We start from the raw sequence: 13,444 nt of genomic DNA, 5'->3' as shown, positions 1-13,444 counted from the left end.
TCCGCAGTCCTAGTCCACTGTGCAGGGCGCGGCGCCGGCAGTGCCGGGGGTGTTCGGTGCCCAGTGCGGGTAGATCCGGGTGTCGTTGGCCGGAACCCAGCGTCCGGCGTCCACGACGTAGTCCCAGCCGAGCCCCGTTTGCCGCAGCTGACGCAGCCCGGCCAGGAGCCGCTCGGCATCCTCCAGACGGGAGCCGAGACCGAAGCTGGCCCGCAGGGAGCCGGCGGGCAGGCCGAGCCGCTTGAGCAGCGGATGGGCGCAGAAGCGGCCGTCGCGCAGGCCGATGCCGTGCTCGGCCGACAGGTAGGCGGCCACCAGCCCGGCGTCGTAGCCTTCCACGGAAAAGTTCACGACTCCGATGGTGCCGGTGCCCGGCTGATCGTCTCCGGGGGCACCTCCGGGGGAAGAAGCGGGAGCGGAATCGGCAAAGATCTGGTGTACGGTCACGCCCTCGATGCCTTGGAGACCCTCGACCAGGAAGGACCGGATGGCGTCCTCGTGGGCGTACCACTGTTCCGTGTCCAGGGCCGCGATCACCTGGGTGGCACGGGCCAGGGCGGCCGCACCCAGCACGTTCGGCGAGCCGCCCTCGTGCCGGGCCGGTCCGGTGGTCCAGCTGACGGAGTCGAGCCGGGCATCCTTGACGGCCCCGCCGCCCGCGAGGTGCGGGGTGCCGGCGTCGAGCCAGTCCGTCCGCCCCACCAGCACGCCGGCGCCGAAGGGGGCGTACAGCTTGTGCCCCGAGAACGCGAGGTAGTCGACGTCGTCCGCGGCAATGTTGATCCGCCGGTGCGGGGCCAGCTGCGCGGCGTCGACGACGATCCTGGCGCCGTACTCGTGCGCCAGTGCGGCGAGGGCGGCGATGGGCAGGATTTCCCCGGTGACGTTGGAGGCGCCGGTGACGGCCAGGAGGCTTACGCCGCCGCGGGCGAGCTCGTCCCGGAGGCGGTCCACGGTGGCCGCGAGGGTGGCGGCGGCCACGACGCTGCGGTGCGGGACATTCTGCCAGGGCAGGAGGTTGGCGTGGTGTTCGATGTCGAGGTAGAGGACCTCTCCGGCGGGCCGGCCGTCGAGGAACGGCAGGCAGCCGGCCAGCAGGTTCAAGGAATCGGTGGTGTTGCGGGTAAAGATCACCGCATCGTCCGGTCGGCCGCCCACGAAGTCCCGGACGATGTCGCGGGAGTTCTCGTAGACCGAGGTGCTGATCTGCGACGCGTAGCCGGCGCCGCGGTGGACGCTCGCGTAGTACGGCAGGATTTCGTTCAGGTAGGCCGAGACGACTGACAGGGCCGGGGCCGAGGCGCCGTAGTCGAGGTTGGCGTAGCGGGCGTGGCCGCCGTGGATCAGCGGGGCCTGGATTTCGGCCCCGGTGACGGCGGCCAACGGACGGGCCGCGGCGGCAAACCGCGTGTGGAATTCGGGGGCAGTGGGAAAAACGGCAGTAGTCATGGGACCTCACTCGACCAGGACCCCACATCGTGGGAGTCCGCGCTTGCCGGGTCCGTTCCGGACCGGCCAGGTCGTCACCCGGGGCACCCCACCGCGACTGGAGGGTTGCCGGCCAGCAAACCGGGGTTTAGCGCTGGCACTCGTGACCTGCATCGAGCGTAGGACATCGGCGCCGCCGGGGAAAAGGCGGCCGCCGAATGTGAAGGGAATTGTTACGCGCGCAAAACCCGCACTGGCCGAACAAAGAACGGCGGCGGCCCCGGGATGGGGGCCGCCGCCGCAGTTTGTTCGGCCGGCGCCGGATTTCGGTTGAAGCCTAAGCCGGGTTGTGCCTACAGGAGGTCGTCGAGTCCGGGGTTGAGCCGCTTGAGGACTTCCGAGTGGAGGATCGAGTTGGTGGCGAGGGCGTTGCCGCCGAAGGGCCCGTCCTCGCCCTCGAGCGAGGTGAAGCGGCCGCCGGCCTCGGTCACGATCGGCACGAGGGCGGCCATGTCGTAGAGGTTCAGCTCGGGCTCGCAGGCGATGTCCACCGCCCCCTCGGCCACGAGACAGTACGACCAGAAGTCGCCATAGGCACGGGTGCGCCACACCTCTTCGGTGAGGCCCAGGAACTCGTCCAGGTTCCCGCGTTCCTTCCAGCCGCCGAGGCTGGAATAGGACAGCGACGCGTCCTCGAGCCTGGACACGTTGGACACCTTCAGCCGCGTGGCGGCCGCCAGCGAACGGCCCGTGTAGGCACCTGCCCCTTTGGCCGCCCACCAGCGCTTGCCCAGTGCCGGCGCGCTGACGACGCCGACCACCGGCTCGCCCTCATCGACGAGGGCGATCAGGGTGGCCCAGACCGGGACGCCGCGGACAAAGTTCTTGGTGCCGTCGATCGGGTCGATGATCCAGCGGCGGGAGCCGTGGCCCGAGCTGCCGAATTCCTCGCCCAGGACGGCGTCGCGGGGACGGGACCGGGAGAGCTGGCCGCGGATGGCCTCTTCGGCGGACTTGTCGGCATCGGTGACCGGGGTGAGGTCGGGCTTCGTTTCAATCCGAAGGTCCAGCGCCTTGAAGCGGCTCATGGTCTGGGAATCGACGGAATCTGCCAGTACATGGGCAAGGCGCAGGTCATCGTTGTAGCTCGAAGCGGTTTGGCTCATGGTTCCAAACTACCGGCAAAGCGGGCCGCCTGCCGGGAGGCCGCGGCGCTGCGCCGCGGGCCGGGGGAGCGGCACCGCCTAGGACACGGTACCCAGTTCTTTCGTTTCCTGTGCTTCCTGCCGCGGGTCGGTGCCCAGGAGCCGGCGCAGGGACGCAAGGCGGGCGGGTCCGGAGGCTCCCGCGTGCCCGGCCGCGACCCAGGCGTCCACGCCGCAGTTGACGGCGGTGGCGTCGTGTTTGCAGCCGCGTTCGCAATCGTCGGTGCCCGGTTCCAGATCGGGGAACGAACGGAGGATCCGGTCCGGATCCACGTGGGCCAGGCCAAAGGAGCGAATGCCGGGGGTGTCGATGATCCAGCTTCCGGCCGGGGAGTCGTTGACCTTGAGCGCCAGCGCGGAGGAGGAGGTGTGGCGGCCGCGGCCGGTCACGGCATTGACGCCGCCCGTGGCACGCTCGGCCCCGGTCAGGGCGTTGACCATGGTGGACTTGCCGACGCCGGAGTGGCCCAGCATGACCGTGACCTTCCCGTCGAGGTAGCCGCGCAGCTGGGACACGGCGTCCTTGTCCAGCCGGGCCGAGAGCCCGTCGTCGGAGCGGGCGTCGATGCCGGACGCGGCAGAGTCTGCCGTCTTGGAGATGATGACCGGGAAGTCGAGGTGCGTGTAATTGGACAGCAGTTCGGCGGGATCCTTGACGTCGGCCTTGGTGACCAGCAGCAGCGGCTCAATGCCGGCGTCGTAGGCCGCCACCAGGGCTCGGTCGATGAAACCGGTCCGGGGCTCCGGATTGGCCGCGGCGACCACGACCACGAGCTGGTCTGCGTTGGCCACCACGGCGCGTTCGATCGGGTCCGTGTCGTCGGCGCTGCGGCGCAGCAGCGTCTTGCGGTCCTGGATCTTGACCAGCCGCGCGAGGGTGTCCGGCTCGCCGCTGACATCACCGACGAGGGAGACGAAGTCACCGGCCACCACGGGATTGCGGCGCAGTTCCCGGGCCCGCGCCGCGATGATCTTGCGTTCCTCGTCAGTTCCTTCCCCGACGACGGCGGTGTAGCGTCCGCGGTCAACGGTGATGATGCGCCCGGTGACGGCGTCGTCGTGGCTGGGCCGGTCCTTGGTGCGGGGCCGGGTGCCCTTCTTGTTGGGGCGGATCCGGACGTCGGACTCGTCCCAGGAGTCAGTGCTGCGTGCCACCGGCGGTGTCCTCGTCTGCGGCGGTTCCCTGGGCCAGCATGGCGTCCCAGAGCTGCGGGAAATCGGGCATGGTCTTGGCGGTGGTCCCGATATCCTCGACTTCCACGCCGGGCACGGCAAGGCCGAGGATGGCGCCGGCGGTGGCCATGCGGTGGTCGGCGTAGCTGTGCACGACGCCGCCGTGCAGCCGGGCCGGGCGGATGATGAGTCCGTCGGCCGTCTCTTCGGCGTCGCCGCCGAGGCGGGTGATTTCCGCGACGAGGGCGGCGAGCCGGTCCGTTTCGTGGCCCCGGAGGTGCGCGATGCCGCTCAGTCGCGAGGGGCCGGCGGCCAGGGCGCAGAGCGCCGCCACGGTGGGGGCGAGCTCGCTGGTCTCGTCGAAGTCGCCGCCCTTGATCTCCGGTCCGCCGCTCACGGTCAAGGTGCCGCCGTTGAGCGTCACAGTTGCGCCCATGGCAGTCAGGATGCCGCGCCAGAGATCGCCGACCTGGGTGGTCCCGGCGGGCCAGTTCGGGATCCGCACGGTGCCGCGGGTGGCGAGGGCCGCCGCGAGGAACGGTCCGGCGTTGGAGAGGTCCTGTTCGATCCGCTGGTCGAAGGCGCGGATGGGGCCCGGGGAGACAACCCAGTGGTTCGGCACCGAGTCATCGACCGCCACACCGACGCCGCGCAGCACGGCCACTGTCATGTTGATGTGGTCCAGGCTCGGCACGGGCTTGCCGGGGTGTTCGGTGCTGCGGTGCTCGAGGTGGAGTCCCTCGGTGAAGCGGGCGCCGGCCAGCAGCAGGGCGGAGACGAACTGGGACGAGGCGCTGGCGTCGATGATGAGGTGGCCGCCGCGGACTTCGCCCGTGCCGTGCACGCTGAAGGGCAGCGACGACGCCGGGCCGCCGTCGGGCGCGCTGACCGCCACGCCCAGCCCGGTCAGGGCCTCGATGATGGTGCCCATCGGCCGTTTGCGGGCGTGCGGGTCGCCGTCGAAGCCGGACTCGCCGCGGCGCAGGGCGGCCACGGGCGGCACGAAGCGCATGACCGTCCCGGCGAGGCCGCAGTCGATCGCCGTGTCCGCGGCGGCGTCGTCCATGCTGATCGGGAGGATTTCGAGGTCGGGGCCGAAGGCGCCGTCGCCGGGAACCTCGGTGACGGCGGCCCCCAGCTTCCGCAGCGCCTCAATCATGAGCGCGGAATCCCGGGAGTGCAGGGGCGCCCGCAGGCGGGACGGCCCGTCGGCGAGGGCGGCGAGCACGAGGTACCGGTTGGTCAGGGATTTGGAACCCGGAACGGTGACGGTGGCGTCCACCGGCCGTGCGGCATAGGGCGCCTTCCAGTGCGGACCGCCGTCGGCAGTATGGGAGCCGGCAGAGTGGGAAGGGACAGTTTCGGAGGGGGTGGCGCCAGTCATTACCGTCTTAGGCTCCGGCCGCGTGGGTTGCCTTGCGCACGACTTTGTCGGCCTTCTTCAGCTTCTTGTTGGTCGACTTCCGGGCATCGGCGGCGAGGTGACCGGCGCTCTTCTTGGCGTCCGCGGCCAGGTGCCCGGCGCGCCAGGCCAGGCTGGGCTTTCCGGCGGTGTCGACGGCGGCGAGGAGCACGCCGCCGGTCAGCGAAACGTTCTTCAGGAGCTGCTTGCGGCGGGCGTCCCGGGCTTCCTTCGAGGAAATGTCCGCGCTGCGCCATTCGACGTAGCCGTTCAGGGCCGAAGTGACGGCCAGGACGGTGGCTGCCAGCCGGGCGGACTTGCCGAGTGCGAAGCAGATGCCGGCACCGATCTGGGTGCCGCCGATCACGCGCGCCAGGACTTTTTCGTTCGTCTGGAACGGCAGTGCGTCGGCCGTGCGGCGCAACAGGGGGGACAACTGCGTCGCGGTGTCATCCGCATTCTTGAGCTTGTCCATGCCGGCGAGGACGAAACTGGAGGCGAGCATGGGCCGGGCGAGAAAGCGGACAAACGACATGAATTTCCTCCTGGATGGACGAACCGCGGATTCACTGCGGGGGAACCGGTTCTAGTCTTGCACTTTTGCGGAATATTTGCCCGCCGGACGTGGTTGTGAAAGGCAGATTCCAGCAGGCTGAGGAAGGCGGAGATTTGACGCGGGTTTTGGACAGGAGGGAACTGGAAGCCGGTTCCGGGCAGCCGTGGGCCGTCGTGCTTCCGGCGGTTCCGGGTGCCCGGCAGAAGGTGACAGTAGACTTGAAGGCAATGAGCACCATGGACCCGGCCGTTGCGGCCATGCACGAGGTTGCCGGAAACGACGCCACGCCCACCGAAACACCTGAGGCCAGTACGGCTGCCGCCCTGGAAACCGAGGTGGACGGCAAGCCTCTGGACGTCTCCACCGAGTCCGCGGAGGAGCGCCGGGTGCGCTTTGAACGCGATGCCATGCAGTACGTGGACCAGCTGTATTCGGCGGCCATGAGGATGGCCCGGAATCCCTCGGACGCCGAGGACCTGGTCCAGGAGGCGTACACGAAGGCGTTTTCCGCGTTCCACCAGTACAAGCCCGGCACCAACCTGAAGGCCTGGCTGTACCGCATCCTGACCAATACCTATATCAATCTGTACCGGAAGCGTCAGCGTGAGCCGCTTCAGTCGAACTCGGACACCATCGAGGACTGGCAGCTTGCCCGCGCGGAGTCGCACACTTCGTCCGGACTCCGTTCGGCGGAGGCCGAGGCCCTCGACCACCTGCCCGATTCCGACGTGAAGCGCGCACTCCAGTCGATTCCGGAGGAATTCCGGCTGGCGGTGTACTTCGCCGACGTCGAGGGCTTCGCCTACAAGGAAATTTCAGACATCATGAACACCCCCATCGGAACCGTCATGTCCCGGCTGCACCGCGGCCGGAAGATGCTGCGGGACATGCTGGCCGATTATGCCGCCGAGCGGGGATTCAGGGCCGCCACCGAGTCAAGCACCGCGGCCGACAGCAACAAACAGGAGAACAGGAAATGAGCGACTGCCAGGGACTGGGCGATTGCGACGACGCCCGGATGCAACGTATCTATGAATATCTGGATGGCGCGCTCACGCACAGTGACATCGCAGAGATCAAGGACCACCTGGACAGTTGCCCGGAGTGCCTGGAGCAGTACGACCTCGAATGTGTCATCCGCGTGATGGTCAAGCGTTCGTGCACCGAAGCGGCTCCGGAAAACCTCAAGAACTCCATCCTGGACCGGATCCACTCCATCCGGACCGTGGAGGCCTGAGGCCGGGTCGCTATGGACATAAACGAATGACCCCGGAAGCCGTAAGGTTTCCGGGGTCATTCGTTTAAAGCTGTCAATCAAGCTTTGCTTAGGCGTTGGGGCGCTTACCGTGGTTCGCGCCGCCACGCTTACGGTCACGACGTTTACGTGCACGTTTGCTCATAGCTGGCCTCCTTAATCTTGGTACTCAAAAGAGCTGCCCTCAAGTCTCCCACATCGCGGCACCCGCCGCGAACCGGGGACCCGTACTACGAGTTAGCGTGGGGTCAGTCCTCCAGTGAATTGCGGATTGAGATCCGGGCCTGGTCCAGCACTGTCCTGACCGTTTCGAGCGTGACGGCGGTGACGGGGCGGCTCCCGGCATGGCGCCGCAGTTCCACCCGCATGTCGTCGCGGAAGGCCTGGACGAGCATTTCCGCTTCCTTGAGCCGTCGCTCGCCCTCCGGGGAGTAGCGCGAGCCCGCTCCGCCGGCAGAGCCCGAGCCGGCTGCCCCCGCGGCGCGGGCCGAGGTCCGCGCCGCCTCAGCGGTTGCCGCGAGATCGGCCCGGAGGCCGCGCATGTTGACCCGGATGTCCTGGCGCAGGTTGTCGGCGAGGCGGCGGACCGAGGCGGAGATGTCGTTCTCGACGCCGGCGAGCTCGTCCCGCCGGCTGTTCAGTTCCTGGAGTCCCGCCGGGGTGATGCTGTAGTTGGTGCGCCGGCCGTCCGTGTGGGTGGCCACGAGCCCTTCCTCCTCGAGCTTGCCCAAGCGCGGGTAGATGGTTCCGGCGCTGGGGGAGTAGGTGCCGCCGAACCGCTCGCTGAGGGCTTTGATGAGCTCGTAGCCGTGCTTGGGACCGGATTCGAGCAGGGCCAACAGGTACAGCCGCAGCGCCCCGTGGGCGAAGACGGGAGGCATCAGAGGGCCGTTTCGGTGTCCGCGGTGGGCCGGCCGTGGAAGATCGAGGTCTTGCCCGAGACCGAGTTGGTCCGGACCAGCATCAGCTTGGTGTCCGGTCCCGCGATGGTCTGCACGGTGCCGCTGGACTGGACATATTTCTGGTTGTCGATGACCACCGCCCCGCTGGCGGATTTGGCGATGATGTCCACCCCGACGTCGTACGGAAGCCGGATGGTGACGTCGCCGGAGACCGAGTTGGCGCCAAAGTCCTGGGTGAAGCCGTGCAGGTCGAAGTTCAGGTCGCCGCTGACGGTGTTCGCGCGGATGTGGCTGAAGTCGCCTGACGCCGTCACTTCGCCGGAGACGCTCTTGGCGGTCAGGATCCCGCGATGGTTGCGGGCAATCACTTCGCCGCTGACCGTATTGACGGACAGGTCGCCGGAGGTGCCGTCGGCCAGGACGGACCCGGAGACCGTGTTGAGCCGGGCGTGGCCGCTGATCCCGGAGACCATCCCGTCGCCGCTCACCGTCCCGGCCTCCACCTCGACGCCGGCCGGCAGGGCGATGCTGATGACGATCGAGTTGCTGCTGTTGTTGTTGACGGTCCCCATCAGGTTCCTGAACCAGCCCTGCGGGCCGTGGAGCTGGTGGCGGACTTCCAGGCGGCCGTCGATGACCTCGACCGACAGCGGATCGCCGCTGATTTCGGAGACTTCGACCCTGGCAACGTCTTCGTCATGGGTGACGATATCGAACCGCCCGCGCACGATTCCGAGCTTGAGCGAGCGGACGCCGTCGACGTCGATGGTCTGCGGACCGGTCACGGTCCACGTGCTCTCTGACATGGTTCCTCCGGAAAACGAAAAATGGCTGGACAACTGACGATATATCGCGACTATGAAGTCACGATATATCGCACCTGCCGTCCGGTCAAGATATATCGCGAATTATCCGGGCCCATGCCGGGCCGGGGCTACTCCGGCGCGTCGATGCCCAGCCACTGGAACCAGCCGCGGTGCAGCACGAGCCAGGCCATCAGGCCATAACCGGCCTGGCCGGGCGTGCCGCCGTTGGCCGCGAGGTCCTGGCGCCACTGTTCGTGGTTCAGCAGCGGCGAGAACGTGTCCACGTACAGGTGCTTCCGGCGCGTTGTGACGTCCGCGAACGCGGTGTTGAGTTCGCCGAGCCTGCGGTTCTGGGCGGGGTCAAGGGTGGGCGGCGGCCCCACCACGAAGACCTCGATCTTGTTCTGGGAGGCGGAGTCCAGGATGTTGGCCAGGTTCAGGCGGCTGCGCGCCGTGGACAGGCCGAACTCGATATCGCGCCCGGACAAACCGATGATGAGGCGGTTCTCGTGGTGGTTGCCGAAGCGGCGGCCCGCCTCCTCGAGCCAGCGCGCCGCAATTCCCTCGGTGCCCTCTTCGGGGCAGGGCAGGGAGTAGCACTCCAGCGCTACGCTGTCCTGCGGCGTGCGGGCCAGGACCCGGCCCAGCCAGCCCAAAGCGCGCGGATCACCCAGCCCGGCCAACAGCTCGTCCCCAACGGCCGCGATCCGCAGCTTCCGATCTTCCACGACTACCTCTTCACTTCCACACTGTGCATCAAGCTGACCACTAACAGTCCATTAAACAGAACTGCCCGGCCGGAGTGTTGTGTTTCAATCTCCGGCCGGGCAGCAATGACGCTATTTACGCGCGAATGCCTGCTTGAGCAGGGAGTCCTGCTCCGCCGCGTGGCGCTTCATCGATCCTGCCGCGGTGGAAGCCGAGGCGGGGCGCGAAATGAGGCGGACGCGGCGGTCCAGGGCATCGGGCAGGTTCAGGCCGATGAACGGCCACGGACCCTGGTTGGCCGGTTCGTCCTGCGCCCAGACCACTTCGGCGTTCGGGTACTTGGCCAGCTCCGCGGCAATTTCGGCGGCCGGCAGCGGGTAGAGCTGCTCGACGCGCACGATCGCGGTGGTCTTGTTCTCGGTCTTCTGCCGGGTGGACAGCAGATCGTAGTACAGGCGTCCGGAGACCAGCAGCACGCGTTCGACGGCGTCCGCCTGCAGCTGCTCATGTTCCGGGATGACCGGGCGGAACGAGCCGGTGGTGAAGTCTTCCACCGAGGACGCCGCGGCCTTCAGGCGGAGCAGCTGCTTCGGCGTGAAGATGATGAGCGGCTTGCGCGGCTTGCTGTAGGCCTGGCGGCGCAGCAGGTGGAAGTGCGAGGCCGACGTCGTGGGGTTGGCCACGATCATGTTCTCTTCAGCGCACAGCTGGAGGAAACGCTCGATGCGGGCGGAGGAGTGGTCCGGGCCCTGCCCCTCGTAGCCGTGCGGCAGCATCAGTACGAGCGAGGACCGCTGGCCCCACTTCTGCTCGGCGGAGGAGATGAACTCATCGATGATGGTCTGCGCACCGTTGACGAAGTCACCGAACTGCGCTTCCCACAGCACCAGGGCGTCCGGGCGCTCCACGGAGTAGCCGTACTCGAAGCCCATGGCGGCGTATTCGGAGAGCAGGGAGTCGTAGATCCAGAGCTTGGCCTGGTCCTCGGACAGGTGCGCGAGCGGCAGCCACTCGTCGCCGTTGGCGCGGTCGTGGAAGACGGCGTGGCGCTGCACGAACGTGCCGCGGCGCGAGTCCTGGCCGGCGAGCCGGACGGGGACGCCCTCAATGATGAGCGAGCCGAACGCGGCGAGTTCGCCGAAGCCCCAGTCGATGCCGCCTTCGCGGGACATGACTTCCCGCTTCTCCAGCAGCTGCTTGAGCTTGGCGTGGACCGTGAAGCCCTCGGGGATGTCGGTGTGGGCCTTGCCGATGCGGGCCAGGGTCTCCGCGGAGATCGCGGTCGACGCCGGGGTGCTGACGCCGGAATCGGACTGCTGGGCCATGGGGCGCTCGAGATCGGACACCGCGGCCGAATCGGCCGTGATGATCGGGATCGGGGACGTCTGGGCGGCGTGCGTTTCGGCGAAGACGCGCTCCAGGCGTTCCTGGTAGTCGCGCAGCAGCTGCTCGGCTTCTTCCTCGGTGATGTCACCGCGGCCGATCAGCGATTCGGTGTAGAGCTTGCGGACCGAACGCTTGGCTTCGATCAGGTTGTACATCAGCGGCTGGGTCATCGAGGGGTCGTCGCCCTCGTTGTGGCCGCGGCGGCGGTAGCACACCATGTCGATGACAACGTCCTTGTGGAACCGCTGACGGAACTCGTAGGCGAGCTGGCCGATGCGGACCACGGCTTCCGGGTCGTCGCCGTTCACGTGGAACACCGGCGCCTGGATCATCTTGGCGACGTCCGTGGAGTAGGTGGAGGACCGCGAGGAGGACGGTGCGGTGGTGAAGCCGACCTGGTTGTTGACCACGACGTGGATGGTGCCGCCGGTGCGGTAACCACGCAGCTGGGAGAGGTTGAGCGTCTCGGCCACCACGCCCTGGCCGGCGAAGGCGGCATCGCCGTGCACCATGATCGGGAGTACGGGGAATGCCTCGCCCTGGTCCAGACGGTCCTGCTTGGCGCGGACAATGCCTTCCAGGACCGAGTCGACGGCCTCGAGGTGCGACGGGTTCGCGGCGAGGTAGACCTTGGTCTCCTTGCCGTTGTCCGAGGTGAACGTGCCCTCGGTGCCGAGGTGGTACTTGACGTCACCGGAGCCCTGGACCGAACGGGGGTCCTGGGTGCCTTCGAATTCGCGGAAGACCTGGGCGTAGGTCTTGCCCGCGATATTGGTGAGCACGTTGAGCCGGCCGCGGTGGGCCATGCCGATCGCCACTTCGTCGAGTTCGTCGTCGGCGGCGTCGGAAATGATCGCATCCAGCAGCGGAATCAGGGACTCGCCGCCTTCGAGCGAGAAGCGCTTCTGGCCGACGAACTTCGTCTGCAGGAAGGTCTCAAAGGCCTCGGCCGCGTTGAGCTTGGAAACGATGCGCAGCTGCTCGTCACGGCTCGGCTTCGAGTACGGGTGCTCGATCTGGTCCTGGAACCACTTGCGCTCGGCCGGGTCCTGGATGTGCATGTATTCGATGCCGGCGGTGCGGCAGTAGGCGTCGCGGAGGACGCCGAGGATGTCGCGGAACTTGAGCATCGGCTTGCCGCCGAAGCCGCCGGTGGGCCATTCGCGGTCCAGGTCCCACAGGGTCAGGCCGTAGGTCAGGACGTCGAGGTCCGGGTGCTTGCGCTGGACGTACTCGAGCGGATCGGTGTCGGCCATGAGGTGGCCGCGCACGCGGTAGGCGTGGATCAGCTGCTGGATCCGGGCGACCTTGTTGATCTCGTCCGCCGGGTCCACCTGCAGGTCCGGGCTCCAGCGCACGGGCTCGTACGGGATGCGCAGGGACTCGAAGATTTCGTCGTAGAAGTTCTGCGCACCGAGCAGGAGCTGGTGCACGAGCTTGAGGAACTCGCCGCTGCCGGCGCCCTGGATGACGCGGTGGTCATACGTGGAGGTCAGCGTGAGGACCTTGCTGATGGCGTTCTGCGCAATGATCTTCTCGCTGGCACCCTGGAACTCCGCCGGGTAGTCCAGTGCACCGACGCCGATGATGGCGGCCTGGCCCTTGGACAGGCGGGGCACCGAGTGCACGGTGCCGATGCCGCCGGGGTTGGTCAGGGAGACGGTGGTGCCGGAGTGGTCGTCCGCGGTCAGCTTGCCGTTGCGGGCGCGCTTGATCAGGTCCTCGTAGGTGTGCCAGAACTCGGAGAAGTTGAGGGTCTCCGCCTTCTTGATGTTCGGCACCATGAGCAGGCGGGTGCCGTCGGGCTTGGGCATGTCGATCGCAATGCCGAAGTTCACGTGCGCCGGCTGGACCGCCACCGGCTTGCCGTCGATCTCGTCGTAGTAGACGTTCATCGACGGGAACTGGGACAGGGCACGGATGACGGCGTAGCCGATCAGGTGCGTGAAGGAGACCTTGCCGCCGCGGGCGCGGGCCAGGTTGGAGTTGATGACCACGCGGTTGTCGATCAGGAGCTTGGCCGGGATGGCGCGGACGCTCGTGGCGGTCGGCACTTCCAGGCTGGTGACCATGTTCGACGCGATGGCCTTGGCAGGGCCGCGCAGGACAGAGACGACGTCCTCTTCCGGCGCCGTCGGGGCCTTGACGTTCTTGGGCAGCTGCGCCGGAATCGGCGCGGTGCCGGGACCGGCGTCGGAGGTCTTCGAACCGTCCCGGGCGACGGTGGCCGGGGCTTTCTTGACGGCGGGAGCGGGCGCGGGCGCGGCGGCAGCGGGTGCAGCAGCTGCCGGGGCGGCCGGCGCAGGTGCTGCCGGTGCGGCGGGAGGCGCTACCAGGGGAAGTTCACGGGTGGCAGGTTGCACAGCTGTCGCTGTGCCGGACGTTCCGTTGGCGGAAGAGGCGTCACTCGCGGCAAAGGATTCGAACAGGGGCCACCACTTGGCGTCAACCGTGTTCTTGTCCTGCTGGTAACGCTCGTACAGTTCGTCAACGAGCCACTCGTTTCCGCCAAATTCCTCTGGTAGACGGTGGCTAGGCTGCTCTGGCACTTGAAATACGCCTCTTCCATGAGTTTGATTCCCTCTGGCTTCCACGGTGCGTGGGCACAACGATCGAGCCAGTC

11 protein-coding genes and 1 riboswitch are annotated in these 13,444 nt (G+C 67.7%); of the genes, 2 read left to right on the top strand and 9 right to left on the bottom strand.

The window, feature by feature from the left end; all coding sequences use genetic code 11:
- Window positions 1-9 precede the first annotated feature (9 nt).
- From LDO15_RS15155 to LDO15_RS15135, 5 genes are all read right to left on the bottom strand, one after another.
- On the bottom strand, window positions 10-1,449 hold the full coding sequence (locus LDO15_RS15155; RefSeq protein ID WP_223979870.1) for an aminotransferase class V-fold PLP-dependent enzyme: 1,440 nt from the start codon (window positions 1,447-1,449) through the stop codon (window positions 10-12).
- 34 nt (window positions 1,450-1,483) lie between these two features.
- Window positions 1,484-1,597, bottom strand: a riboswitch (SAM riboswitch).
- Between the two features lie 184 nt (window positions 1,598-1,781).
- Window positions 1,782-2,594 carry a histidinol-phosphatase gene (gene hisN, locus LDO15_RS15150; RefSeq protein ID WP_223979869.1) on the bottom strand — a complete coding sequence of 271 codons (813 nt, stop codon included), beginning with the start codon at window positions 2,592-2,594 and terminating at the stop codon, window positions 1,782-1,784.
- A 78-nt stretch (window positions 2,595-2,672) separates the two neighbouring features.
- A complete protein-coding gene (locus LDO15_RS15145) occupies window positions 2,673-3,788 on the bottom strand; it encodes a ribosome small subunit-dependent GTPase A (RefSeq protein WP_223979868.1) in 1,116 nt (371 codons plus the stop codon).
- Window positions 3,772-5,190, bottom strand: coding sequence for a 3-phosphoshikimate 1-carboxyvinyltransferase (gene aroA / locus LDO15_RS15140; RefSeq protein WP_223979867.1), 1,419 nt, complete (start codon window positions 5,188-5,190; stop codon window positions 3,772-3,774). The genes LDO15_RS15145 and aroA overlap by 17 nt, the downstream gene beginning before the upstream one ends.
- A gap of 7 nt (window positions 5,191-5,197) precedes the next feature.
- Complete coding sequence (locus tag LDO15_RS15135) at window positions 5,198-5,743, bottom strand: DoxX family protein (protein ID WP_223979865.1); 546 nt, start codon at window positions 5,741-5,743, stop codon at window positions 5,198-5,200.
- Window positions 5,744-5,991: 248 nt separating this feature from the next.
- On the opposite strand from LDO15_RS15135, the gene LDO15_RS15130 reads away from it, so the two are divergent.
- The gene (locus LDO15_RS15130; RefSeq protein WP_223979863.1) at window positions 5,992-6,744 is read left to right on the top strand and encodes a sigma-70 family RNA polymerase sigma factor; all 753 of its coding nucleotides are present in this window, start codon (window positions 5,992-5,994) and stop codon (window positions 6,742-6,744) included.
- The gene (gene rsrA / locus LDO15_RS15125; RefSeq protein WP_090950251.1) at window positions 6,741-7,001 is read left to right on the top strand and encodes a mycothiol system anti-sigma-R factor; all 261 of its coding nucleotides are present in this window, start codon (window positions 6,741-6,743) and stop codon (window positions 6,999-7,001) included. Before LDO15_RS15130 ends, rsrA begins: the two co-directional genes overlap by 4 nt.
- A 266-nt stretch (window positions 7,002-7,267) precedes the next feature.
- On the opposite strand, the gene LDO15_RS15120 is transcribed toward rsrA, so the two are convergent.
- The 4 genes from LDO15_RS15120 to LDO15_RS15105 all read right to left on the bottom strand — a co-directional run bounded on the left by LDO15_RS15120 (window position 7,268) and on the right by LDO15_RS15105 (window position 13,370).
- Entirely contained in the window at window positions 7,268-7,900 is a 633-nt protein-coding gene (locus LDO15_RS15120) for a PadR family transcriptional regulator (RefSeq protein WP_223979862.1), read from the bottom strand.
- Window positions 7,900-8,727 (bottom strand): DUF4097 family beta strand repeat-containing protein, encoded by an 828-nt coding sequence (locus LDO15_RS15115; RefSeq protein WP_223979860.1) that lies wholly within the window; start codon window positions 8,725-8,727, stop codon window positions 7,900-7,902. The genes LDO15_RS15120 and LDO15_RS15115 overlap by 1 nt, the downstream gene beginning before the upstream one ends.
- A 128-nt stretch (window positions 8,728-8,855) precedes the next feature.
- Window positions 8,856-9,455 (bottom strand): GDSL-type esterase/lipase family protein, encoded by a 600-nt coding sequence (locus LDO15_RS15110; RefSeq protein WP_223979859.1) that lies wholly within the window; start codon window positions 9,453-9,455, stop codon window positions 8,856-8,858.
- A 111-nt stretch (window positions 9,456-9,566) separates the two neighbouring features.
- Entirely contained in the window at window positions 9,567-13,370 is a 3,804-nt protein-coding gene (locus LDO15_RS15105; protein ID WP_223979858.1) for a multifunctional oxoglutarate decarboxylase/oxoglutarate dehydrogenase thiamine pyrophosphate-binding subunit/dihydrolipoyllysine-residue succinyltransferase subunit, read from the bottom strand.
- Between the last annotated feature and the right edge of the window lie 74 nt (window positions 13,371-13,444).

Source organism: Arthrobacter sp. NicSoilB8 (genome assembly GCF_019977355.1).
GTDB lineage: Bacteria > Actinomycetota > Actinomycetes > Actinomycetales > Micrococcaceae > Arthrobacter.
The sequence above is the reverse complement of the archived record's forward strand: the minus strand, read 5'-3'. Positions and strand labels throughout refer to the sequence as shown.